The 23,950-nt window shown below is 62.4% G+C and carries 24 protein-coding genes, 2 tRNA genes, 1 other RNA gene and 1 riboswitch; of the genes, 17 read left to right on the forward strand and 10 right to left on the reverse strand.

From position 1 onward, the window contains the following. Window positions 1–72: 72 nt before the first annotated feature. Window positions 73–1,263 (forward strand): glutamine-hydrolyzing carbamoyl-phosphate synthase small subunit, encoded by a 1,191-nt coding sequence (carA, locus tag NWI_RS12725; RefSeq protein WP_011315654.1) that lies wholly within the window; start codon window positions 73–75, stop codon window positions 1,261–1,263. A gap of 84 nt (window positions 1,264–1,347) precedes the next feature. Here the strand turns inward: carA and NWI_RS12730 are convergent, their stop codons facing one another. Further along, the gene (locus NWI_RS12730) at window positions 1,348–1,884 is read right to left on the reverse strand and encodes a Dps family protein (RefSeq protein ID WP_011315655.1); all 537 of its coding nucleotides are present in this window, start codon (window positions 1,882–1,884) and stop codon (window positions 1,348–1,350) included. A gap of 182 nt (window positions 1,885–2,066) precedes the next feature. On the opposite strand from NWI_RS12730, the gene NWI_RS12735 reads away from it, so the two are divergent. Both NWI_RS12735 and NWI_RS12740 read left to right on the forward strand, forming a co-directional pair. After that, window positions 2,067–2,792 carry a class I SAM-dependent methyltransferase gene (locus tag NWI_RS12735; protein WP_041345080.1) on the forward strand — a complete coding sequence of 242 codons (726 nt, stop codon included), beginning with the start codon at window positions 2,067–2,069 and terminating at the stop codon, window positions 2,790–2,792. Window positions 2,793–2,969: 177 nt separating this feature from the next. Continuing rightward, window positions 2,970–3,044 (forward strand) — tRNA-OTHER (locus NWI_RS12740). Between the two features lie 351 nt (window positions 3,045–3,395). On the opposite strand, the gene NWI_RS12745 is transcribed toward NWI_RS12740, so the two are convergent. Further along, a tRNA-OTHER gene (locus NWI_RS12745) sits at window positions 3,396–3,468 on the reverse strand. Between the two features lie 388 nt (window positions 3,469–3,856). On the opposite strand from NWI_RS12745, the gene carB reads away from it, so the two are divergent. From carB to NWI_RS12765, 3 genes are all read left to right on the forward strand, one after another. Beyond that, complete coding sequence (carB, locus tag NWI_RS12755) at window positions 3,857–7,321, forward strand: carbamoyl-phosphate synthase large subunit (RefSeq protein WP_011315657.1); 3,465 nt, start codon at window positions 3,857–3,859, stop codon at window positions 7,319–7,321. Window positions 7,322–7,774: 453 nt separating this feature from the next. Further along, window positions 7,775–8,251, forward strand: a complete 477-nt coding sequence (greA, locus tag NWI_RS12760; RefSeq protein WP_011315658.1) for a transcription elongation factor GreA — start codon at window positions 7,775–7,777, stop codon at window positions 8,249–8,251. A gap of 166 nt (window positions 8,252–8,417) precedes the next feature. Next, entirely contained in the window at window positions 8,418–8,816 is a 399-nt protein-coding gene (locus NWI_RS12765) for a DoxX family protein (protein ID WP_011315659.1), read from the forward strand. Window positions 8,817–8,833: 17 nt separating this feature from the next. Here NWI_RS12765 and NWI_RS12770 read toward each other — a convergent pair whose 3' ends face one another. Next, entirely contained in the window at window positions 8,834–9,313 is a 480-nt protein-coding gene (locus NWI_RS12770) for an Lrp/AsnC family transcriptional regulator (protein WP_041345635.1), read from the reverse strand. 69 nt (window positions 9,314–9,382) lie between these two features. Beyond that, window positions 9,383–9,661 (reverse strand): hypothetical protein, encoded by a 279-nt coding sequence (locus tag NWI_RS12775; RefSeq protein ID WP_041345082.1) that lies wholly within the window; start codon window positions 9,659–9,661, stop codon window positions 9,383–9,385. Between the two features lie 2 nt (window positions 9,662–9,663). On the opposite strand from NWI_RS12775, the gene trxB reads away from it, so the two are divergent. Both trxB and NWI_RS12785 read left to right on the forward strand, forming a co-directional pair. After that, window positions 9,664–10,629 carry a thioredoxin-disulfide reductase gene (gene trxB / locus NWI_RS12780; protein ID WP_011315661.1) on the forward strand — a complete coding sequence of 322 codons (966 nt, stop codon included), beginning with the start codon at window positions 9,664–9,666 and terminating at the stop codon, window positions 10,627–10,629. 14 nt (window positions 10,630–10,643) lie between these two features. Further along, complete coding sequence (locus NWI_RS12785; RefSeq protein ID WP_011315662.1) at window positions 10,644–11,537, forward strand: LysR family transcriptional regulator; 894 nt, start codon at window positions 10,644–10,646, stop codon at window positions 11,535–11,537. A 149-nt stretch (window positions 11,538–11,686) separates the two neighbouring features. Here NWI_RS12785 and NWI_RS12790 read toward each other — a convergent pair whose 3' ends face one another. The 3 genes from NWI_RS12790 to NWI_RS18000 form a co-directional block, all read right to left on the reverse strand. Continuing rightward, window positions 11,687–12,367 carry a ParA family protein gene (locus NWI_RS12790; RefSeq protein ID WP_011315663.1) on the reverse strand — a complete coding sequence of 227 codons (681 nt, stop codon included), beginning with the start codon at window positions 12,365–12,367 and terminating at the stop codon, window positions 11,687–11,689. 188 nt (window positions 12,368–12,555) lie between these two features. Further along, window positions 12,556–12,867, reverse strand: coding sequence for a hypothetical protein (locus NWI_RS12795; protein ID WP_011315664.1), 312 nt, complete (start codon window positions 12,865–12,867; stop codon window positions 12,556–12,558). A 106-nt stretch (window positions 12,868–12,973) separates the two neighbouring features. Beyond that, a complete protein-coding gene (locus NWI_RS18000) occupies window positions 12,974–13,126 on the reverse strand; it encodes a hypothetical protein (RefSeq protein ID WP_011315665.1) in 153 nt (50 codons plus the stop codon). Between the two features lie 155 nt (window positions 13,127–13,281). Here NWI_RS18000 and rnpB point away from each other — a divergent pair. Further along, an RNA gene (rnpB, locus tag NWI_RS16555) (RNase P RNA component class A) lies at window positions 13,282–13,731 on the forward strand. 117 nt (window positions 13,732–13,848) lie between these two features. Here rnpB and NWI_RS12800 read toward each other — a convergent pair. After that, window positions 13,849–14,967, reverse strand: coding sequence for an extensin-like domain-containing protein (locus NWI_RS12800; RefSeq protein WP_011315666.1), 1,119 nt, complete (start codon window positions 14,965–14,967; stop codon window positions 13,849–13,851). Window positions 14,968–15,308: 341 nt separating this feature from the next. On the opposite strand from NWI_RS12800, the gene NWI_RS12805 reads away from it, so the two are divergent. Continuing rightward, window positions 15,309–16,865: a DUF4403 family protein gene (locus NWI_RS12805; RefSeq protein WP_011315667.1), complete on the forward strand. Its 1,557-nt coding sequence runs from the start codon at window positions 15,309–15,311 to the stop codon at window positions 16,863–16,865. A gap of 74 nt (window positions 16,866–16,939) precedes the next feature. Here NWI_RS12805 and NWI_RS12810 read toward each other — a convergent pair whose 3' ends face one another. Both NWI_RS12810 and NWI_RS12815 read right to left on the reverse strand, forming a co-directional pair. Further along, the gene (locus tag NWI_RS12810) at window positions 16,940–17,152 is read right to left on the reverse strand and encodes a dodecin family protein (RefSeq protein ID WP_011315668.1); all 213 of its coding nucleotides are present in this window, start codon (window positions 17,150–17,152) and stop codon (window positions 16,940–16,942) included. Window positions 17,153–17,298: 146 nt separating this feature from the next. Then, complete coding sequence (locus NWI_RS12815; protein WP_011315669.1) at window positions 17,299–17,808, reverse strand: PRC-barrel domain-containing protein; 510 nt, start codon at window positions 17,806–17,808, stop codon at window positions 17,299–17,301. A 105-nt stretch (window positions 17,809–17,913) separates the two neighbouring features. Here NWI_RS12815 and NWI_RS18005 point away from each other — a divergent pair, with 105 nt between their 5' ends. The 7 genes from NWI_RS18005 (at window position 17,914) to thiC (ending at window position 23,913) form a co-directional block, all read left to right on the forward strand. Continuing rightward, on the forward strand, window positions 17,914–18,114 hold the full coding sequence (locus NWI_RS18005) for a hypothetical protein (protein WP_187147979.1): 201 nt from the start codon (window positions 17,914–17,916) through the stop codon (window positions 18,112–18,114). A gap of 405 nt (window positions 18,115–18,519) precedes the next feature. After that, the gene (locus tag NWI_RS12825) at window positions 18,520–18,951 is read left to right on the forward strand and encodes a transglycosylase SLT domain-containing protein (protein WP_148203864.1); all 432 of its coding nucleotides are present in this window, start codon (window positions 18,520–18,522) and stop codon (window positions 18,949–18,951) included. Between the two features lie 102 nt (window positions 18,952–19,053). After that, window positions 19,054–19,188, forward strand: a riboswitch (TPP riboswitch). Beyond that, entirely contained in the window at window positions 19,177–20,193 is a 1,017-nt protein-coding gene (locus NWI_RS12830) for an FAD-dependent oxidoreductase (RefSeq protein ID WP_011315672.1), read from the forward strand. Its footprint overlaps the riboswitch before it by 12 nt. Beyond that, on the forward strand, window positions 20,184–20,381 hold the full coding sequence (gene thiS, locus NWI_RS12835; protein WP_011315673.1) for a sulfur carrier protein ThiS: 198 nt from the start codon (window positions 20,184–20,186) through the stop codon (window positions 20,379–20,381). The genes NWI_RS12830 and thiS overlap by 10 nt, the downstream gene beginning before the upstream one ends. Window positions 20,382–20,446: 65 nt before the next feature. Beyond that, window positions 20,447–21,229: a thiazole synthase gene (locus NWI_RS12840; RefSeq protein WP_011315674.1), complete on the forward strand. Its 783-nt coding sequence runs from the start codon at window positions 20,447–20,449 to the stop codon at window positions 21,227–21,229. Next, complete coding sequence (locus NWI_RS12845) at window positions 21,216–21,860, forward strand: thiamine phosphate synthase (protein WP_011315675.1); 645 nt, start codon at window positions 21,216–21,218, stop codon at window positions 21,858–21,860. Before NWI_RS12840 ends, NWI_RS12845 begins: the two co-directional genes overlap by 14 nt. Window positions 21,861–21,972: 112 nt before the next feature. Continuing rightward, window positions 21,973–23,913, forward strand: coding sequence for a phosphomethylpyrimidine synthase ThiC (gene thiC / locus NWI_RS12850; protein WP_011315676.1), 1,941 nt, complete (start codon window positions 21,973–21,975; stop codon window positions 23,911–23,913). The last annotated feature ends 37 nt before the right edge of the window (window positions 23,914–23,950 follow it).

Here is a 23,950-nt window from a genome sequence, read left to right on the forward strand (position 1 = left end):
ATGTAGGCCGCGCCGGGGCGCGAGACAACCGGCGTTTGACGCGGTGCGGGAGGGGAGCTATGTCATGCGCTCATGACCTCATCGGAAAACGCTTCAGCCTGGCCGGACCTCAAGCCGACGGCGCTTCTCGTGCTGGCCGACGGCACCGTCATCGAGGGCTTCGGCCTCGGAGCCGAGGGTCAGGCGGTCGGGGAAGTCTGCTTCAACACCGCGATGACCGGCTACCAGGAAATCCTCACCGATCCCTCCTATGCCGGGCAGCTCATCACCTTCACTTTCCCGCATATCGGCAACGTCGGCACCAACGACGAGGACATCGAAACGGTGAACATGGCGGCGACGCCGGGCGCGCGCGGCGTCATCCTGCGCAGCGCTATCACCTCGCCCTCGAACTACCGCGCGGCCAGGCACCTCGATGCGTGGCTGAGGGCGCGCGGCATCATCGGCATCTCGGGCATCGACACCCGCGCGCTGACCGCGCTGATCCGCACCAAAGGCATGCCCAACGCGGTGATCGCCCACGCGAAGGACGGGCATTTCGACCTTTATGGATTGAAAAAGGAGGCGCGCGAGTGGCCCGGCCTCGAGGGCATGGATCTCGTGCCGATGGTGACATCGAGCCAGCGCTACACCTGGGACGAGACGCCGTGGGAGTGGGACAAAGGCTTCGGCCGGCAGGACAGGCCCGAGTTCAACGTCGTCGCCGTCGACTACGGCATCAAGCGCAACATCCTGCGCCTGCTCGCCGGCGAAGGCTGCAAGATCACCGTGGTGCCGGCGGCCACGTCGGCGGAAGACATCCTGGCGATGAAGCCGGACGGCATATTCCTGTCGAACGGCCCCGGCGACCCGGCGGAGACCGGCAAGTACGCCGTGCCGATGATCCGCAAGGTGATCGAGTCGGGCACGCCGACCTTCGGCATCTGCCTGGGTCACCAGATGCTCGGCCTCGCCGTGGGCGCGAAAACCAAAAAAATGCATCAAGGTCACCACGGCGCCAATCATCCGGTCAGGAATGAGACCACCGGCAAGGTGGAGATCACCTCCATGAATCACGGTTTCGCGGTGGACGAGACCACGCTGCCGAAGGGCGCGAAACAAACCCACGTATCGCTGTTCGACGGCTCCAATTGCGGCATTGAACTCGAAGGCAGGCCGGTGTTCTCCGTCCAATATCATCCGGAGGCCTCGCCGGGACCGCGCGACTCGCATTATCTGTTCAGGCGCTTCGCGGACCTGATGCGCGAGAACAAGCGGGCCTGAGAGCGGCCCAGAGCAGGTTTGCTTAGACGGAATCAGCACCCGCCATGCCCGGCTTTATGCTGGCCATGACTGATCCCAGAAGCGTCACGCCTCGTTGTCGCCTTCCTGCCGACTGGCCTCGAACAGGAACCAGACGCGCCGCTCGGTCGCGTCGATGAAATTCTCGATCAGGCTTGCGGTCGCAACGTCCTCGTACTTGTCGCAGATATCATGGGCCTTGCGCATGGCCGCGGCGACTTTCTTGTTGTCGTTCATCAGTTCGCGCAGCATTTCCCGCGGCGGCACAAAACTCTCGTCGTTGTCTTCCAGGGTCTGAAGCTTGGCGATCTGGCCGATCGAGCGCAACGTGGTGCCGCCGATCTTGCGAACCCGCTCCGCGATCTCATCGGTCGTGCCGAATATCTGTTCCGATTGCTCGTCGAGCAGCAGATGGTAGTCGCGGAAATGGCGGCCGCTGACATGCCAATGGAAGTTCTTGGTCTTCAGGTAAAGCGCGAAGGTGTCGGCGAGGATCGTGTTCATGGCCGTCGAAATCTTGCTGACGCCTTCCTCGGAAAGATCGGTCGGCGTGTCGAGCTCCGGGTTCACTTTCCGCAAGGCGGAACTTTTGGCTTGGGTCACGATGCACACTCCTGCTATGAAAAACCGCTACAAGCTGACGTCACAAGCTGACGATGGGACAATTCCGCTGCGCGGCCGAAAGCCCGTTTCGACCTCGGAAAACGCGCTCCACGACAAGTTCGCTAACGCCTGATTCCGCGAGCGGTTCCGGGCGTGGAACACAAAGGTTGCCTGGGCCGTCCATGGATGACTGGATCGCTTTTTACGACTCCGCCCACACCATCTACGTCAGCAAGCTGCATCGCGACGCTCATTTCCGGACCATCGCCCGGAACATCGTCAGCTATATTCCTTCGCGGGATTCCGTCGTCCTCGACTATGCTTGCGGCGAGGCGCTTTCCGCGGAAACGGTGGCCGATGCGTGCGGCCGGCTGATTCTCACGGAGCCCGCGCCCGGCGTTCGCGGCCGGCTGGTGACGAGGTTCACGCCCAACACAAAAATCGATGTGCGCTCGCTGGATGAACTCAGACACATGGATGAGGAATCCATTGATCTGGCGGTGATGAACTCGGTCGCGCAATATATGACGCCGGACGAACTCGATGCCGGCTTCGCCGTCGTCCGCCGCTTGCTCAAGCCGACCGGCCTGCTGGTGCTGGGCGATATCCCGCAGCCGCACATCGGGTTGGCCGGCGACGTGATCGCACTGCTTGGCTTCGCGGCAAAGCATGGCTTCGTGAAGGACGCCCTGCGCGGGCTGGTCCGCACGGCGATGTCCGATTACCCGCAGCTCCGCCTAAGGATCGGGCTGCAACGCTACAGCGAGGCCGAGATGCTGGCCAAGCTCGCCGCCGCAGGAATGACGGCGATCCGGGCGCCGGTCAATATCGGCCACAACGCTTCGCGAATGACGTTCCTCGCCGGGAGGCCCGTCAAGGCCGACCGCGGCGCGACCGCCGCGCGATAGACGTGCCCAGAGCATTTTCGCTTCTGATTGAATCAGAAGCGAAGCTCTGGATTGTAGTTCTGACGCGTTTTTTTCACGCGAACCGGTGTCCACTTCGCTCGAAAACGCTATAGCCGGGATTAACGTTAAGCCACGGTAAGACTCGCCGCCAGACGATTATTGCAGAATATTACTGGCGGCCCGGTGGCGGAAGTTCGACGCGGGAGCTGTGCAAAGCTTTTTATCCTGGTTCAAGTCCAGGCTGGGCCTCCAACTTTTCTTCACGGTTCATGAAAATCCGACGTGCCCCCCGGCCAGGGCATGTTTCTCCGCGACGGGAAAAAGCCCCGACCGCGCGCTTCAAGTTCTTACTTACCAGCGATGCCCGTGCCGATGATGCAGACGGTGGCGGGGACGCCATAACGGTGATGCCTGTAAAATCGCGGCGCACCAGGGCCGAGTTCTCGGCCCGGCGTAGCCGCCGCGGCTCCGCGTTTCCTAACGCGACGCGAGGGCGAGCGCGCCTTCCGGGAAATCCGCGCCAACGCCAAACCCGATCCAATCAGGCCAGATCCAATCAATGGGGAATGCGCGCTCCCGGCACGCGTTTGCGGCCGTGAGGAATGGAGCGGATTCGATGAATCGAACATCGGTCTGCGACCTGGAAGCCGCTGCTTTGCCACTAAGCTAAATCCGCGCAGGGGCTCATTAGCATATCACCACCCCTCATGCGCCTGAAACCCGTGATTAACCTTACAATGCACGATCACTCCCTTTAGCGGTACCCTGAGCTTTCCGGTTTCAACGGACCGCAATAGCCGGTTGATCGGCAGCCTGAAGGTCTTTTCCGCCTTCGAAATCTGGTCTATAGCGTTTTCGAGCGAAGTGGATGACCTGTTCGCGTGAAGAAAACGCGTCAAATCAAGCTCTGAGAGCCTCGCTTCTGATTCCATCAGAAACAAAAAGGCTGTAAAGACACCTCGCGCGCGAAGATCGCGCTCTTGTTCAAGGGACGCGCGGCTCGCGCGTCCTTTTTTTGTGCCCGATTTTCACCCTTTTGTGCCGATCTTCACCCCTGGAACTTGATGCCTAAACGCACCGACATTTCGACCATTCTCATCATCGGCGCCGGTCCGATCGTCATCGGACAGGCCTGTGAGTTCGACTATTCCGGCACCCAGGCGGTAAAGGCGCTCAAGGAAGAGGGTTACAGGGTTGTCCTGGTCAACTCCAACCCCGCCACGATCATGACCGACCCCGACCTGGCGGACGCCACCTATATCGAGCCGATCACCCCGGAAATCGTCGGTAAGATCATCGAAAAGGAGCGTCACGTCGTTCCCGGCGGTTTCGCGCTGCTGCCGACCATGGGCGGCCAGACCGCGCTGAACTGCGCGCTATCGTTGCGCCGGCAGGGTACGCTGGAGGATTTCGACGTCGAAATGATCGGCGCGACGGCGGACGCCATCGACAAGGCGGAAGACCGGCAACTGTTCCGCGAGGCCATGACCAGGATCGGCCTGGAGACGCCGAAATCGCGGCTTGCCAATGCGTCCGCGATGAAAAAGGCCGATCGCGACGCCTACCTAGCCGAGAAGGAAAAACTCTCGGGCGACGCGCTGGCCGAACTCGAGCGGCAATGGACGCTTGGCGAGGGCGAGCGGCGCAAGCGCTACCAGCAGCAGGCGATGGCCGAAGCGCTGATGGCGCTGTCCGAGATCGGCCTGCCGGCGATCATTCGCCCCTCCTTCACCATGGGGGGCACGGGCGGCGGCATCGCCTATACGCGCGACGAATTCCTCGACATCATCGAACGCGGCCTGGATGCCTCGCCGACCAACGAAGTGCTGATCGAAGAAAGCGTGCTCGGCTGGAAAGAGTACGAGATGGAGGTTGTCCGCGACAAGAAGGACAACTGCATCATCATCTGCTCGATCGAGAATCTCGATCCGATGGGCGTGCACACCGGCGACTCCATCACGGTGGCGCCGGCGCTGACGCTGACCGACAAGGAATACCAGGTCATGCGCGACGCCTCGCTGGCGGTGTTGCGCGAGATCGGCGTCGAGACCGGCGGCTCCAACGTGCAGTTCGGCGTCGATCCTGTCAGCGGACGCATGGTCATCATCGAGATGAACCCGCGGGTGTCGCGATCCTCGGCGCTGGCGTCAAAGGCGACCGGCTTCCCCATCGCCAAGGTCGCGGCGAAACTCGCGGTCGGCTACACGCTCGACGAGATCGCCAACGACATCACCGGCGGCGCGACGCCGGCATCGTTCGAACCCAGCATCGACTACGTCGTCACCAAGATTCCGCGTTTCGCGTTCGAGAAGTTTCCCGGCGCCTCGACCACGCTCACCACCTCGATGAAATCGGTCGGCGAAGTGATGGCGATCGGTCGCACGTTTCAGGAAAGCCTCCAGAAGGCGCTGCGCGGACTGGAGATCGGCCTCACCGGCCTCGATGAAATCGATATCGATGGCATGGGCAGGGGCGACGACAAGAACGCCATCCGCGCCGCGCTGGGCACGCCGACCCCTAGCCGCCTGCTGCAACTCGCGCAGGCGATGCGGCTCGGCTGGACCGACGAGGAAATCTTCAGCTCCTGCAAGATCGACCCCTGGTTCCTCGCCGAACTGCGCGGCATCGTCGAGATGGAGAACAAGGTCCGCTCCCACGGCCTGCCGGGTAACGCCTTCGGGATGCGTACGCTCAAGGCGATGGGTTTCTCGGACGCGCGGCTCGCGGTGCTCTCCGGCAGGACCGAGGCGGAAGTCAAAGCGCTTCGCCGCACCCTCGGCGTGCGCCCGGTCTACAAGCGCATCGACACCTGCGCGGCGGAATTCGCCTCGCCGACCGCTTACATGTACTCAACCTATGAAGCGCCGTTCGCGGGCGAGGCTGCCGACGAAAGCGCACCGTCGGACAAGACGAAGGTCGTTATCCTCGGCGGCGGCCCCAATCGCATCGGCCAGGGAATCGAGTTCGACTATTGCTGCTGCCATGCCTGCTTCGCACTGTCGGACGCTGGCTTCGAGACCATCATGGTCAACTGCAACCCCGAAACGGTCTCGACCGACTACGATACCGCCGACCGGCTCTACTTCGAACCGCTGACGGCCGAGGACGTGCTGGAGATCATCGACACCGAGCGGCAGAACGGCACGTTGCACGGCGTGATCGTGCAGTTCGGCGGCCAGACGCCGTTGAAACTTGCCCACGCCCTGGAAGCGGCCGATGTGCCGATCCTCGGCACTTCGCCCGAGGCCATCGACCTCGCGGAAGACCGCGACCGGTTCAAGCGCATTCTAGACCGGCTCAAACTGAAGCAGCCGAAGAACGGCATCGCCTATTCGGTGGAGCAGGCGCGACTGGTGGCCGCCGATCTCGGCCTGCCGCTGGTGGTGCGCCCTTCCTATGTGCTGGGCGGCCGCGCCATGCAGATCATCCGCGAGGAAAGCCAGCTCGGTGACTATCTGCTCGAAACCCTGCCCGAACTGGTGCCGGCCGACGTCAAGGCCCGCTATCCGAACGACAAGACCGGCCAGATCAACACCGTGCTCGGCACCAACCCGCTGCTGTTCGATCGCTATCTCTCCGACGCCACGGAGATCGACGTCGATTGCCTCGGCGACGGCAAGGACACTTACGTCGTCGGCATCATGGAGCATATCGAGGAGGCCGGCATCCACTCCGGCGACTCCGCCTGCTCGCTGCCGCCGCGTTCGCTCGACGCGGCCACGATCGCCGAACTGGAGCGGCAGACCCGCGAACTCGCGCTCGGTCTTGATGTCGTTGGCTTGATGAACGTGCAATACGCCATCAAGGACGGCGAGATCTACGTGCTGGAAGTCAATCCCCGCGCCTCGCGCACGGTGCCGTTCGTCGCCAAGGTGATCGGCCTTCCCGTCGCCAAGATCGCGGCGCGGATCATGGCCGGCGAGAAGCTCGCGGGCTTCGAGCTCAAGCCGCAACGGCTCGATCATGTCGGCGTCAAGGAATCCGTCTTCCCCTTCGCGCGCTTTCCGGGCGTCGACACCGTGCTCGGCCCGGAAATGAAATCGACCGGCGAGGTGATGGGCATCGACCGCTCCTTCGAGATCGCCTTCGCCAAGAGCCAGCTTGGCGGCGGCACGCATCTCCCGCGCAAGGGCACGGTGTTCGTCTCGGTCCGAGAGACCGACAAGATGCGCATCCTCGCGACGGTGAAGCTGCTGGCGTCTGTCGGCTTCAGGGTGATTGCGACGTCGGGAACACAACGCTACCTGACCGACAGCGGCGTTTCGGCCGAAAAGATCAACAAGGTTCTGGAGGGCCGCCCGCACATCGTGGACGCCATCACCAACGGCGAGGTGCAACTGGTGTTCAACACCACCGACGGGCCCCAGGCGCTGGCTGACAGCCGCTCGCTGCGGCGCGCCGCCCTCTTGCATAAAGTGCCGTACTACACCACTCTTTCGGGAGCCGTCGCCGCCGCGCAGGGTATCCGCGCCTATCTGGGCGGAGATCTTGAGGTGCGCACCTTGCAGAGTTATTTTTCCGAGACATAGTGTAAGGCTTCAATCGGGCCTGATCGGCCCATAATCGGTCTGTGGGAACCCTGACGAAGCGGAACCTGCCGGCTGCGGAGATTTTTTTGCCCGGCCGAGGCCGGTCGGTTACTGTAGCGGTCGAGACGGACGCTCATTGCGCATAGCGTTTTCGAGCGAAGTGGAAACCGGTTCGCGTGAAGAAAACGCGCCAAACAATCCAGAGCTTTCGCTTCTGATTAAATCAGCAGCGAAGCCCTCTGGGACGAGCCTGAAGCGATCTTCTGAGATCGCACTGGAATCTATAGAGTTTCGAACGCCCTTGATTCCGGATTCACACCAAAGAAGCCGCAAAGATAGGCGAGCGTCGGAATCGAATGTGAGGCGAATGCGGATTTCGCGGGCCGGACTCCGGACGGAAAGCCGCTTCGCGCAACGCGGCAGCGCTGCCGATGAAGCGAAGGACGAAGTGAGATGGTCGAGAAGGTTCCGATGACCCGAGGCGGGCACGCCGCCCTCGCAGACGAACTGAAGAAGCGCCAGTCGGTGGACCGGCCGCGCATCATCGAGCAAATCGCCGAGGCGCGAGCGCATGGCGACCTTTCGGAGAATGCGGAATATCACGCCGCGAAAGAAGAGCAGTCGCACAATGAGGGCCGCATCGCCGAGCTCGAGGACAAGCTGGCGCGCGCCGACATCATCGACGTCAGCAAGCTTTCCGGCGACACCATCAAGTTCGGCGCCACCGTCACGCTGATCGACGAGGACACCGACAAGAAGGCGGTGTGGCAGATCGTCGGCGAGGCCGAAGCCGACGCCAAGCAGGGCCGCATTTCAATCACCTCGCCGCTGGCGCGCGCCCTGATCGGCAAGAAGAAAGGCTCCTCCGTCGAAGTGGTCGCGCCCGGCGGCGCCAAGGCCTATGAGATCGCGAAGGTCGAATGGCGATAGCGCAGGATTGATTATGGTCTCCGCGCTGTTGTCGCGAATCCTAGCGGATTCCTAATGTTCCGAGTCCGGAACAATTCGACGGCGTAGGTGTTAGATATCGCCGGCCCTCGCCAGCGCGTGGCCGGCGCCGTTTTTCTGCGATGCCGCCAATCGGGGGAGCCACGTCATGGATCAAGTTTTCACCAAATGGCAGCCGATCGTCCTCAGTCTGCTTCGGTTCATGAGCGGACTTCTGCTCATGCAGCACGGCACCGCCAAGCTCCTGGGATTTCCGTCGCTGCCGATGTTCGCGGATCTTCAGGTGGCGTCGCTGGTCGGGGTTGCCGGAATCATCGAACTGGTCGGCGGCGGGCTGCTGGTCGTCGGATTGTTCACGCGGGCCGCGGCGTTCATTACATCAGGCATGACGGCGGTCGCCTATTTCCTGGTCCATGCCCCCAAGACCTTCATGCCCATCGCCAATGGCGGTGAACTGGCGGCGCTGTATTGTTTTGTTTTCTTCTACCTGGTGTTCGCCGGCGGTGGCCCGATCAGCCTCGATAAGGTGCTTTTCAACAGGAGTTGAAACCGATCCGGCCTTGTTCAGCCCGGCATCTTCAGCTCCAAGGGCACCGCAGGGGCGTATTTGGAACTGTGAAGCACCAGCGAGGTCCGCACGTTCCGTACATGCGGCGCCGCGGTGAGATGCGCGACGAAATCCTGAAATGTGGCCATGTCGGGCGCCACGCATTTCAGGATGAAGTCCACCTCGCCCGACAGCATCCAGCACTCACGCACGAGCGGCTCACCGCGCACGAACTCCTCGAACGCGCGCAAGTCGGCATCCGCCTGACTGGACAGATGCACCGATGCAAAAACCGTAACCTCGAAACCGAGCCGCTGCGGATCGAGCAGCCCGCGGTATCCCTGAATATAGCCCTCTTCCTCCAGCGTCCGGACCCGGCGCAGGCACGGCGGCGGCGAAATGCCGACCCGTTTCGCCAGTTCGACGTTGGTGATCCGGCCATCGGCCTGAATCTCGCTGAGGATTTTAAGGTCGATCTGGTCCAGACTCTTCGTCACGCCATCCAAATCCCGGCAGCCGGCCCATTGCATCCCCGGCAAGCCCCTCATTAACGCAGGTCGGGTGGCCTACGCAATTTTATTACGCCAATCCGCGCTTTCGCCTTTATAGCGTTTTCGAGCGAAGTGGATACCGCGGTTCGCGTGAAGAAAACGCGGCAGGTTCTTTTCCGAAAACCGGTCTCCACTTTCGGGATCATGCTGCGGAGGAATTTTTCCGGCGGAGGGTTGCATTTTTCGCATGGCGAGGCAGATATGCATAACGTCATTCAGACGCTCCATGTCATCGCTTCCCTGCCGCCCGTTCGCCATGCGGCCGGAGGCCGATTTCCACCAGAGGTCCGCCATCCATGCCTGCCCCCATCCACGCCAAGGTTGTCATCATCGGCTCCGGTCCGGCGGGCTATACGGCGGCGATCTACGCGGCGCGCGCCATGCTGGAGCCAGTGCTGATCCAGGGTATCCAGCCGGGCGGCCAGCTCACCATCACCACCGACGTTGAAAATTACCCCGGCTTCGCCGACGTGATCCAGGGGCCGTGGCTGATGGAGCAGATGGAGAAGCAGGCGGCGCATGTCGGCACCCGGATCGTAACCGACACGGTGAATTCTCTGGATGTGTCGCAACGGCCGTTCCGCCTGACCTGCGACAGCGGCGAGGTTTATCTTGCCGAAACCGTGATTCTCGCCACGGGCGCGCAGGCGCGCTGGCTGGGGTTGCCATCCGAGGACACATTCAAGGGATTCGGTGTCTCTGCGTGCGCGACCTGCGACGGCTTCTTCTATCGCGGTAAAAACGTGATCGTGATCGGCGGCGGCAACACAGCCGTCGAGGAAGCGCTCTTCCTGACCAATTTTGCCTCGCAGGTCACCCTTGTGCATCGCCGCGATCACTTCCGCGCCGAACGCATCCTGCAGGATCGCGCCTTCAAGCATCCCAAGATCAAGGTGATCTGGGACAGCGCCATCGATGAAATCTGCGGCAGCGAGGATCCGCCCAAGGTCACCCATGTGCGGCTGAAGAACGTCAAGAGCGGCGAACTCACCGAGGTCGAGGCCGATGGCGTATTCATTGCGATCGGCCACGCGCCGGCGACCGAACTGGTGACAGGCAAGGTCAAGCTGAAGCCATCAGGCTACGTCGAAGTCGCGCCGAACTCGACGGCGACGTCCGTGCCGGGACTGTTCGCCGCCGGCGATGTCGCGGATGAAGTCTATCGCCAGGCCGTGACGGCCGCCGGCCTGGGTTGCATGGCCGCGCTGGAAGCCGAACGGTTTCTCGCCGCGCACGCGGGTGACCGCGCGGCGGCAGAATAGCGCAGTCCGCGAACATGGATTGGGACAAGCTAAAAGTATTTCACGCCGCGGCCGAGGCCGGAAGCTTCACACACGCAGGTGAACAGCTCGGACTGTCGCAGTCCGCCGTATCGCGACAGGTCGGCGCGCTGGAGCAGGAACTCTCGGTACCGCTGTTTCATCGTCATGCGCGAGGGTTGATCCTGACGGAGCAGGGCGACTTGCTCTTCCGCACCGCGCATCAGGTCTTCATGCAGTTGCAGGCGGCGCGCGCCAAGCTCGCCGACAGCCGGGAACGGCCAAGCGGCGACCTCAAGGTGACGACCACGCTCGGAGTCGGCATCAACTGGCTGATTCCGCGGCTTGGCGAATTCACTTCGCTGTATCCGGATATCAGAATCTCACTGGCTTTGACCGACGAAGAGCTGGATCTGTCGATGCGGGAAGCCGATATCGCGATTCGCACATACAAGCCGACCCAGCCCGACCTGATTCAGCGCAAACTGTTTGCCATATGTTTTCATGCCTATTGTTCGACCGAATACGTCAAGCGCTTCGGCACCCCGCGAACGCTTGAGGAACTCAGTGGACATCGCATCATCCTGCTTAACGAGACGCAGGCCTCGCCCCATCTCCAGAACCGCAACTGGCTGATCGAGGCTGCCCGCAACCGATCGGGGCCGCACGAACCCTATTTCACGGTCAACAACATCGTGGGCCTGTTCAGCGCCTGCCAGCAAGGTCTCGGCATAGCCGCGCTGCCGGATTATCTGGTCGGCGAGAACAATCTCCTGGTGCAGCTGTTCGGCGAATCCGACTCGATTCAGCTCGACACCTATTTCGTGTATCCTGAAGAGTTGAAATCCGTCGCGCGGGTTCAGGTTTTCCGCGACTTCGTCGTCAGCAAGGCGCAACGCTGGCCGTCGTGATCAGGCGATCCCCTGCCCGTTCGGCGCCGCGCGCCCGATACGCACAACGCGGCGGGTCAAACCAAGGAGATGCCTGACGCGACAACGCGGCAGCGGACAAGACAAACGCGCGAAATCCGCGCGCTTTATCGTCGAGCATTGAGCGGCGGTCAGGCGGCGTGCTTGTGCATGGTTCCGCCCGAGGGCGCAGCCCCGCGGATCGCCTTGACGGAGCGTTCGATCGCCGCCCACAGGCGTCCGATCTCCGAAGCCGCGCGGCCCTGGGAATCGTACTCGCGCGCGCCTTCGCCATGCGCCAGAGCCAGCAGCAGGTCGGCGCGATTGGTAATCTGGCCACTCCAGACCGGAGCGCGGAATTTCGCCAGAGCCTCGCGCGCAATGGTAACGATCGGACTCTCGGAGCCGTCGCGCATCGCCGGCGCACCATTGATGACAACCGCATAAGGCTTGCGCGCGGATCGGCAGCTCTGAATGGTGCCCTGAACAGCGTTGACGTCGAACACGCCGGGCCGTGCGGGAATCACAACCATCGTCGCATTCCGGATGGCGTCATCGACGACGGCCGACAGGTTCGGAGGCGTGTCGATAAAGACCCACTCGACGCCGTCACGCTTCGCGGCGTTGATGATTTCGGTGACGGAGCGATTGGCTGTCCTGATCGGAGGTTCGTTGGTGCCGCGCAGCTTGTGCCAAAGCGTCAGCGACCCCTGCGGATCGGCATCCACCAGCAGGCAGGGCCTCGAGGCCTTATGAACTTGCGCAGCAAGATGCGCGGCCAGGGTACTCTTGCCTGAGCCGCCCTTACGCGATGCGAAAACAATAACGTTCATACCTTGGTCTCCCGATTGACCCAGGAGAATAAAATGAATCAGCATACTGATTCGTTAAAGACAAAATTTACCCTCAATCGCCGTCATGCGCCTGTTTTCGCGCGTTCCGGGCATTTGAACCACACCTCGTCGGATATCGGGCGCTCGCGGCGCAGGACGCCCCCGGAAAATGAACAGTTGCGGAAGCTTTACAGAAAGCGTTTCGCGGCTTTGCGCTCCAGCCATTTACGCTCGATCCAGCCGAGCATCCGCGCCATCGGTCGTTGCAGGAACGGCAGGTCCTGCGCGATCAGGATGAGGCCGAGCGGTAACATCCACAGCCCGAGAACCGGCAGGAAACTGAAGATTCCGCCGATGATCAGCAAGATCGCCAGCGGAATGCGGACCAGCCGCGAGGACGGCTTGCGCACCCAGCCTATGAATCTCGCGAATCGCCGCGGCAGTTTACCCTCGAACCAGGCAAGATGCCGATCCAGTTCCGCGCGGTGATCCTTGCTCACTGTTCGCTCCATGACAGAGAGTTGTTGACTTGTCACAGCGCAACAAGGCGGCGCGATGTCGCGCAAACGTCTCAGTGTCCAATCCTCATCATAAAAAAAGCCGTTTCTAGAATCCGAACGTCCAGACGACGCCCACCACCGACAGGGTCAGGAAAGCGCTGAGCGTCCAGCCAATGGCGTAGTTCTGCTCCTCGGGCACGATCCCGCGCATGTCCTCCACCCCGCCGCGGTTGGGACGCCCAAGATGTAAATCGGTCATGACAACCTCCCTTGCGGACATTGCCGCAAGACTCCAATGGCGGAAGGGCAAGAGGAGTTCCTTAAGGCTGCAAGCATATGAATTTTCCCTGCGGAGTTTCCTGCCCGATGCCGCATCGCTTGACGGCGCTGCATGCAACGGTCATGCGTAGCGTGTCAGTCGGCTGGACGGCCGCTCCCGCTCGGGCCGAAAGGCTTGCGGGAGAGGAAAGTCCGGGCTCCATCGACATACGGTGCCGGATAACGTCCGGCGGGGGCGACCCCAGGGACAGTGCCACAGAGAACGAACCGCCGCGTCCACTTCTATTCTCCGCTTGCCGGGGAGAGAACAGTGTGAGCGGTAAGGGTGAAAAGGTGCGGTAAGAGCGCACCGCGCCTCCGGCAACGGAGGCGGCATGGTAAACCCCACCGGGAGCAAAACCGAATAGGGACAGCATAGCGAGGGGTTCGCCTTGGCGATAACACCGCGGAGCCATGTCGGGCTCGCTGTCCGGGTAGGTTGCTTGAGGCAACGTGCAAACGTTGTCCCAGAGGAATGGCCGTCACGCACCGCGTGCGCAAGTGCGCGGTGCCCTACAGAACCCGGCTTACAGGCCGGCTGATATCCGCAAAGCGTTTCGAACCGATGTGAACTCGCGGTTCGCTTAGAAACGCGCACTCCCTGCGAATGAGGGGTTCGGCGCGCCGGACCCCTCGCCAGTTCCGGGCGCGCCCCCGCCGCCGCTACTCGTCGTAATCCGCCTCGCTGGCGTAACTGTGCGAACGGTTCCTGCTCGCGCCCAGCGATCCCGTGACAGCCGGCGCGCGGCCGGCATACGAACCGCGGCCTGCGCGCGCGGCCATTTCCTCGCCCGAAACCGGAGCGGGCTTGCAGACCGTGCGGCGACTGGCACGGCGCATCAGATCGACATGAATATGGTTGTAGTGGTAGATGTTGGAGCCCGGCGCCAGCACTGTGGTGAAACGCTGACAGGCCGACGCCGCCACGTCGCGAAGAAAACCCTGCTCTTCCGGCAAGCCCTTCCAGCCGCGCTGCACCGAAACATAGCGTCCATCCGCCAACGTGAACCCCGCGATATCCAGCGCATTGCCGAAGGCGTGCTCGGAAATGCGCGCGCGCGGATTGCCGTTCATGCCGCGGCAGGAATAGGCCGAGATCTGCTTGATCTCGGCTACGCGCGCGCCGAACCAGCGCATCGACGCCGGCTGCACCGCATCCGCCAGCCAGCGATCGAGCGCCGAGACGATCGGGCAGGCAAGCGTCGCGGAAGGCTTCACCGTGACAGGACCGACCGCGCTGGTGACAACCCCGCGCGCAGGTCCAAGACGCAGCGATGGATCCTGTGAAGGCGTTGCCGGATAGGCGGAGGGTTGCGCATAGCGATCATCCCCTGCCTCCGCCGGCTGCTCATCGGCTGACGAATACGTCCCCGGCGCGGCCAGCGAAACCGGATCGCCCGATCTCTCATCCGGGCCAGGCTGACGAGCGGATGTTTCCGGATATGACGGCGGCCGATAAGCCGGCTGCGCGATCGGCCAGCGCGGCTCGCGGCCGACGGACGCGGGCGGCCTGAGATTCTCGTCGGCAAAGCCGTACGCCGACCCCTCACCGAGCGCCGAGACCTTCAAGGGAAACTCCGCGCCGCAAATACCGGGACCATTGATCCGGCGGATGCGGACGAGATCGGAACTTTCCCTGACCGCGCCGGATTTCAAACAAGCGGCCTCAGCCTCGGTCCGCCAAGGTTCGCGCTCCGCAGTCTGAAAAAGGCCGCGCCCGCAACCGGCTAACGATACGAGGACGAGGGAGCCGAGAAGATACAAGGCAACTCTGCGCGTCATGCGCGCACGTTCGGCGAATTTACTTAAATCTTCTTCAACATCTTGTTTTCATTCATTTTTAACCACGCCGCCGCGCCGTGCGCGACGGTCCAGAACCGCGGGTTCGGAACGTAATTGCAGATGCCGCATTAAGAACCAAAGGCATGGGAGGTCGTCGTATGACTTTCGCAGGCCGCGTGAGCGTCATGATCGCCTATATCGCCTTCGCTTTCGTGGGCGCAATCGTGTTGGGCGTTTTCTAGACCGTTACGGCTCCCCTTCCTGCCGCGGACCTCATCCGCTGGAATCCGGTATCCGCTGCCTGTAGCCTTACCCGCGGGGCAACTTGAGTCGGAGAGCCAATGCGGTCCGGGTTCAAATTCAAGACCATCCTGCTCGGCATCGGGATTCTTGCTGTCTCGTTTTTTGTCAGCCTCAAGGCCATGGACTGGCTGTCGCCGCACGGAATCGACAAGCCCGCGCTTGCGGCCTTGCCGCCGCTGCCACCCGTCAACCGCAGTTCAAGCATCGTCGTGCCGGTCAAGATACCGCTGACGCTCATCCGCGACGCCGCCGAGCGCGCGGCTCCGCATCATTTCGCCGGCAAGGCCGACAACCCGGCGGCGCAGATTCTCCAGAACGCAGACATCGGGTGGACCGCATCCCGCGGCGCGATCAGCGCCACGGGCGCCAATAACGCACTGTCGCTGTCGACGCCGCTGACGGGCGCCGTGAAGGTGACCGGATCGCTGTCGGCCAACGCCCAGGATGCGGTCGGCAACGCGCTCGCGGGTGTGCTCGGCGGCGACATCGCCAAGCACGTCGGCCGCGTGAACATCAAGAACCTGAACGCCAATGCCGAGATCAAGGGCAATGTCGTGATGACGGCGCAACCGACGCTGGCCGGGAACTGGCGCATCGACCCCGGCATCACCGCACAGGTCAATCTTGGCGACACCAACCTCTCGGTCGCGGGCGCGCGCCTTAATGTCCCCTCACAGGTCAAGCCGGTCATCGACAAGGCGGTCAACGAACAGATCGCGGTTCTCCAGCAGCGCATTCGCGACGATCCCGCGCTGGAGCGGGACGCAAGGCGGCAATGGGCGCAAATGTGCCGCTCGATCCCGCTACAGGATCCGGCGGGGATGCCGCAACTCCATCTCGAACTGAAGCCGGTTCGCGCCATCGCGGCTCAACCGCGCATCGACGCCAGAAACGTCACGCTGACAATCGGTGTCGAGGCCGAAACGCGGATCACGACCGCGGCGACCAGGCCGGACTGCCCGTTCCCCGCAACGCTTGCCCTCGAACCTGCGACGACGGGCAGACTGAACATCGGCGTTCCGATCGACATGCCCTTCACCGATATCAATAAGATCATCGAGGCACAGTTCGCCGGCAAGACATTCCCCGAAGATGGCAGCGGCGCGGCTGATGTCACCGTCAAGCAGGTGAGTGTCGCGGCGGCCGGCGACCAGCTTCTGATCTCGCTTCTGGTTCATGCGAAGGAGAAGAAGAGTTGGTTCGGTTTCGGCGGCGAGGCCACGATCCACATCTGGGGCCGACCGGTGCTCGATCAGGCCCAGCAGATCATGCGTCTGAAAGACATCAGGCTCGCGGTGGAATCCGAAGCCGCGTTCGGCCTGCTCGGCGCCGCCGCGCAAACGGCATTGCCCTACCTTGAAAGCGCCTTGGCTGAGAGAGCCGTCGTCGACCTCAAACCATTCGTATCGGATGCGCGCGAAAAGATCGCCGCGGTGATCGCGGACTTTCAGAAAAGCGAGGACAGAGCCAAAGTCACGGCGGAGATCAGCCGCCTGAACCTTTCAAGCATCGCCTTTGATTCAACGACATTGCGCGTGATCGCCGAAGCGGCAGGCAGCGTGAATGTCGAACTCAAGACACTGCCGGCGCTGTAAGGCTCGCGAGTACCAATGCCCCCGAGCATTTCGCTTGTTTGAACCAGACGCAAAGCACTTTCCGATACCTTGCCCTAACCCTCGAACTTGAATGAGACCTTGAGCTTGGCGCGATAGGTCTCGACCTTGCCCTCCTCGTCCAATTGCATGTCGAGCTTGACGATTTCGGCGACGCGAAGGTCGCGAAGAGACTCTCCCGCTCGCTCGACCGCGCCCTTGGCCGCCTTCTCCCACGAATCCTTGCTGGTGCCGATCAGTTCGATGACCTTGTAGACACTCTCGGCCATGTCTTCCTCCATTCGATGACGGGATCAGGTGGCCGTGGACTTTTCATGCCAGCGCCAAGTCCACGGCCACAGGCGAACCAAACTCACACGCAACACGCCCGGCGAAACCGGGCGTGTTGTCATTCTGCCGTTTATTATCCGGCGGTTCAGGTCGAGTACTTGAATTCAGGCATCGACTCGAGCTGCTGCTTGGTCGCGCTGAAGACCGCGTGATCCGGGAACCATGGATTGCTGCTCGTCGTGGTCGTCGCCGGCGCGGATGTTGAAGAGCCGGTCGTGGTCCCCGTGCCCGCACCCTTTCCGGAGGCCGATTGCGCAGGCGTGTCGACAAACTTCAGCTTGTCGAAGGGCACCGCGACCAGTCGCTCGCCGACGCCAAGGAAGCCGCCCACGCCGATCACCGCAGCTTTGATCATTCCATTCTTGTCCAGAAGGAGATCGCTGATCGAGCCGAGCTTGTCATTGGTATCGTTATAAACGTTAAGACCGACCATCTTGGATGACCGCCAGGAGCCATGATATCCGGACTCTGACGATGTCGCGGCGGCCGGAGCAGTCATGTTGTTGTTCATCGTGGCGTTTGGCGTCTGAGCGATCGCAGCCGTCGCCAGCAGCGCGGAGCCAATCAACGCGGCCGTCATATGCTTCGAGATCATCAGTATGTCTCCTTCAGTTTAAATGGAGTAGCGAGAACCCACGACGTCCGGAGTGGTTCCTTTCGAACATGAGAGACATATTCAGGCCGCGGTCGCGCGCGACTCATGGTTCGCCTGTTTGAAGAACGCGATAGCTTCGAACTTGTAACCACATCGAACGCATCGCCAGAGATACGATGTCCGGCATGGTTCTTTCTCAAACCAGACCGGCGCGGCGATCAGGCGGCCGCACTGCGCACAAGGATTCTGGTGTGGCAGATCGTCGGATCCGGCAGCGAGCATGGCGCGTCTCCCATCTGTTTTTGATGTCTGCAATTGCAGGGCGCAACTCGCCGAAAATCCACGTTGTTCCTTAGCGGGATTTCCTCTCACGACAAGTTGACGGCGGAGCGCACGCGCGCGGCAGCAAGGCGCCGCACGTTGTATCAGTTCCATTCTCATCGCAGGGTCGGCGGCGTTTTCCGCTCTGACGAAATCGGACCAAGGGCTCTATGACCTTGATCTGGTGCGTTTCTTCACACCACCCGGCGCTCGTTCCCCTGAGTCAAGTCGGAGGTTATACGTTTTGAAACGCTATAAACCTGCGGGAGCCGCCAGTTTAACTGATCTTGCCATAGGAAAGGCACGATTGAGGCGATAGGAAAGGCCGATCATGAAGGGGGTTCCGTGACAAATTTCAGCAAATTCGGTCCGCTTCTTGTATTTGTTGCGATGGCATGGCCACAGCCATCGACCGCGCAACGCGCGGAGTACACGACGATGGTGACGGCGCACGCGCAAGCCAACGGTGTTCCTGTCGACCTGGTTCACCGCGTCATCATGCGCGAAAGCCGCTACAATCCGCGCGCGGTTCATCGCGGAAACTACGGCATGATGCAGATCAAGCTCGCGACCGCTCGCGGCCTCGGCTACACCGGCACCGCTGAAGGCCTGCTCGACCCCGAAACCAACCTCACCTATGCGGTGAAGTATCTCGCCGGCGCATACCGGCTGGCGAACGGCAATCACGATCGCGCCGTCGCCTATTATGCCGGCGGTTACTACTACGCAGCCAAGCGGCAAAGACTCCAGCGCGCCAGGCACGAGACCATGAGCGCTGACGCAAGACTCCCCGGCGCGCCGCTGTCGATCGCGCCGCGCTGAACCGCGGCCTGGCGCCGGGCTAACAGGAAAATCGTGGAACCGCTTCATATCGACGATTACGCCTGCCGCACGTTGACACCCTCACCTTTCGGTTTAGATTAGGGATGTTCCGAGGGGTGCTCCGTCAGGGAGCTGAGATACCGCAAGCGCGCAATCCAAGGCGGATTGCAAGGACCGCGGTGACCCTTTGAACCTGATCCGGGTCATGCCGGCGAAGGGACAGGGATGCTTCATAAGACGTGGGACAGGCGGGGAACGCCTCCGATCGCGGTCATCGGCGCAGGTATTGCCGGTGCATGGCAGGCGTTACTGTTCGCGAAAGCCGGGCACGAGGTCACGCTTCACGAACGCGACAATGATGCGATGACGCAAGCCACCAGCCACTGGGCCGGCGGCATGCTCGCCCCATGGTGCGAATCCGAGGTGTCCGAACCTCTCGTCACGCGCCTTGGCCTTCGCTCGCTCGCGCTTTGGCGCGAACATGCTCCCGATACGCCTTTCAATGGTTCTCTCGTGGTGGCGCATCCGCGCGATCGCAGCGATTTCGAACGCTTCGCGCGCATGACATCGGGACATCAGCGCCTTCAGCGCGATGACGTAAGCAAGCTCGAACCCTCGCTTGACGGGCGGTTTCGCGAAGCGCTGTTCTTTCCGGACGAAGGCCATGTCGAGCCGCGCCGCGTGTTGCCCGAACTGCACGCGCGCATCCGCGCCGCCGGCGGCCGGATCGAATTCGGCAGCGCGCCGGAAACGACCCACATCGACGGGCTGGAGATCGATTGCCGCGGTCTCGCCGCGCGCGACGCGTTTCCGGATCTGCGGGGCGTCAAGGGCGAGGAGATCATCGTCGAAACCGACGAGATCGTGCTATCTCGCCCCATCCGGATCCTGCATCCCCGGTGGCCGCTCTACATCATTCCGCGCGAGCGCAATCGCTTCATGATCGGCGCAACCTCGATCGAGCGCGAGGACGACGGCGTCAGCGTGCGGTCCACGCTGGAATTGCTGAGCGCGGCCTATGCGGTGCATCCGGCGTTCGGGGAGGCGCGGATCGTGGAGATCGGCGCCGGCCTGCGGCCTGCCTTTCCCGACAACCTGCCGCGCATCGCGATCGACAAGGATCATATTGCGGTCAACGGCCTTTACCGCCACGGCTTCCTGCTGGCGCCGGCGCTAGCCGAGCTGACGCTCGGCTATGTGGCGCGCGGGGAGATCGACAACGAGGTGATGCAATGCAAGTGACCGTCAACGGCGAACGGCGGGAGATCGCAGCGCGGACCGTGGACGCGCTGCTGAGCGAACTCGACTACGAGAGCACGCACGTCGCGATCGCCGTGAATTTCGACGTGCTGCCTAGAAGCCGCTGGGCGGATACCGCGCTCAGGAGCGGCGACGAGATCGAGATCATCACGCCGCGGCAGGGAGGGTAGAGCATAATCCCGAAAAGTGGGAACCGGTTTTCGGATCAGATCATGCTCAAACAAAGAGACGCATAATGGTTTCGTTCTACGATCGTGAATTCTCCTCCCGGCTGCTGATCGGCACGGCGCTCTATCCGTCGCCGAAAATCATGCAGGACGCGATCCGCGCCGCGGGCAGCCAGATTGTCACCGTATCGCTGCGGCGGGAGACGGCGGGCGGCAAGACCGGCGACGCGTTCTGGTCGCTGATCCGCGAGCTGGATGTCACGGTGCTGCCGAACACCGCCGGATGCAAAACCGTGCGCGAAGCCGTCACTACGGCGAAGCTCGCGCGCGAACTGTTCGGCACGTCCTGGATCAAGCTCGAAGTGATCGCCGACAACGACACGCTGCAACCCGATGTGGTTGGCCTCGTCGAAGCGGCCGCCATCCTCATCAGGGACGGCTTCGACGTGTTTCCCTATTGCACCGAAGACCTCGGCGTCGCCATGCGGCTGGTCGAAGCGGGCTGCAAGGTCGTCATGCCATGGGCCGCGCCGATCGGCAGCGCCAAAGGCATCACAAACCGCGACGCCTTGAAGCTGCTGCGCGAACGGCTGCCCGACGTCACGCTCGTCGTCGATGCCGGACTCGGCGCGCCGAGCCACGCCGCGCAGGCCTGCGAACTCGGCTACGACGCCGTGCTGCTCAACACAGCCGTCGCCAAGGCCGCCGATCCCGTTGTCATGGCGGGCGCCTTCAGGCTGGCGGTGGAAGCCGGCCGCAACGCTTATGAGGCGGGCCTGATGGAGGCCCGCGACTTCGCCTCGCCATCAACCCCGGTAGTAGGGACACCGTTCTGGCATGCAGTATCCTGATCGCTCCGCGTATCCTGATCGCAACGCGTACCCTGATCGCTTCTATCCTGTGGTCGACACGCTGGACTGGGTGCGCCGCCTGACCGGACTCGGCGTGGGGACGGTGCAGTTGCGCGCCAAGGACCTCAACGACGGCGAAGCTTTGCAACTGGTCAGCGACGCGCTGGAGATCGTCAAGGACACGCCGGTCCGGCTCGTGGTCAACGACTACTGGCGCGCGGCGATCGTGGCCGGGGCGAAGCACCTTCATCTCGGCCAGGAAGATCTGGCGACGGCGGATGTTCACGAGATCCGCAAGGCCGGGCTGACGCTCGGCCTCTCCACCCATGACGACGCCGAACTCGAAACCGCGCTCGCAGCCGAGCCGGACTATATCGCGCTCGGCCCGATATTTCCGACCACGCTGAAAGCGATGCGGTTCGCGCCGCAAGGCATTCCAAAGATCACCGAATGGAAGCAGCGCGTCGGCAACATCCCGCTGGTCGCGATCGGCGGAATCAAGCTGGAGCAGGCGCCGGAGATTTATGCCGCCGGCGCGGACTCGATCGCCGTGGTCAGCGACATCACGCAGAACCCTGATCCCGATGCACGGGTCAAAGCCTGGCTCGACCAGATGATTGAACCCGCATGAGACACCGTCATGCAGACATCCATCTTCATCGCGCGAGGCATCAACGCCGTCTCCCGCCCTATCGGCCATGCGCATTGAACCGCAACGCCCCGCCTCGAACCGGAGAAACGCCATGAACATTCGCTCCAATCCGGACACCACGCGCCCCGCCGTCACCACCGGTGCCCTGCCCTCGTCCCGCAAGATGTTCTCCGCGCCCGACGCCGCGCCCGATCTGCGGGTGCCGCTGCGTGAGATCCTCCTGTCCGAGGGCGCGGGCGAGCCGAACCTGCCGGTCTATGACACCTCCGGTCCGTATACCGATCCGAACGTCATCATTGATGTGAATGCCGGGCTGCCGCGCACGCGTCTCGCCTGGGTGAAGGAACGCGGCGGCGTCGAGGAATATGACGGCCGAGAGATCAAGCCGGAGGACAACGGCAATGTCGGCGCAAGCCACGCCGCGGCGGCGTTCAAGGCGCACCACAAGCCGCTGAGGGGCATCGGCGATGCGCCGATCACACAGCTGGAGTTCGCCCGCGCCGGCATCATCACCAAGGAAATGATCTATGTGGCCGAGCGCGAGAATCTCGGACGCAAGAAGCAACTCGAACGCGCCGAAGCCGCGCTGGCCGACGGTGAAGCCTTCGGCGCCTCCGTACCCGCCTTCATCACGCCGGAATTCGTGCGCGAGGAGATCGCGCGCGGCCGTGCCATCATTCCTTCCAACATAAACCACGCCGAACTGGAGCCGATGATCATCGGCCGCAATTTCCTGGTGAAGATCAACGCCAATATCGGCAACTCGGCCGTGACCTCCTCGGTTGAAGAAGAGGTGGACAAGATGGTGTGGGCGATCCGCTGGGGCGCCGACACGGTGATGGACCTCTCGACCGGCCGCAACATTCACACCACGCGCGAATGGATTTTGCGCAACTCGCCCGTTCCGATCGGAACGGTGCCGATCTATCAGGCGCTGGAGAAATGCGACGGCGACCCGGTGAAACTGACGTGGGAGCTTTATCGCGACACGCTGGTGGAGCAGTGCGAACAGGGCGTCGATTACTTCACCATCCATGCCGGCGTACGGCTGCCCTACATCCACCTCACCGCCGACCGCGTCACCGGCATCGTCTCGCGCGGCGGCTCGATCATGGCGAAGTGGTGCCTCGCCCACCACAAGGAGAGCTTCCTCTATACGCACTTCGAGGAAATCTGCGACCTCATGCGCAAGTATGACGTGTCGTTCTCGCTCGGTGACGGCCTGCGCCCCGGCTCGATCGCGGACGCCAACGACCGCGCGCAGTTCGCCGAACTGGAAACGCTCGGCGAACTCACGCAGATCGCATGGAAGAAGGGCTGCCAGGTGATGATCGAAGGCCCCGGCCACGTGCCGATGCACAAGATCAAGATCAACATGGACAAGCAGCTGAAAGAATGCGGCGAAGCGCCGTTCTATACGCTAGGGCCGCTGACCACCGACATCGCGCCTGGCTATGACCACATCACCTCGGGCATCGGCGCCGCCATGATCGGCTGGTTCGGCTGCGCGATGCTCTGCTACGTGACGCCGAAGGAGCATCTCGGCCTGCCCAACCGCGACGACGTGAAGACCGGCGTGATTACCTACAAGATCGCGGCGCACGCCGCCGACCTCGCCAAGGGCCATCCGGCCGCGCAACTGCGCGATGACGCATTGAGCCGCGCGCGGTTCGACTTCCGCTGGCAGGACCAATTCAACCTCGGTCTCGATCCTGACACCGCGGTCGCCTTCCACGACGAGACGCTGCCGAAGGACGCGCATAAGGTCGCGCACTTCTGTTCGATGTGCGGACCGAAATTCTGCTCGATGAAGATCACGCAGGATGTGCGCGACTACGCTGCGACGCTCGGCGATAACGAGAAGGCCGCGCTCTATCCGGACACCGCACCAAAGGCGAATGACGCCGCAGGCGTCCCCGAGCCGTCTTATCGCGACCAGGGCATGAAAGAGATGAGCGCGAGGTTCAAGGAGATGGGAGGTAACGTGTATCTAGATGCCGAGAAGGTGAAGGAGAGTAATCGGGTGTTGTGAATATGCATGGAGGCTCACGCGAAGCTGTAACCCACCC

Source organism: Nitrobacter winogradskyi Nb-255 (assembly GCF_000012725.1).
In the GTDB taxonomy this organism is placed as follows: Bacteria; Pseudomonadota; Alphaproteobacteria; order Rhizobiales; family Xanthobacteraceae; genus Nitrobacter; species Nitrobacter winogradskyi.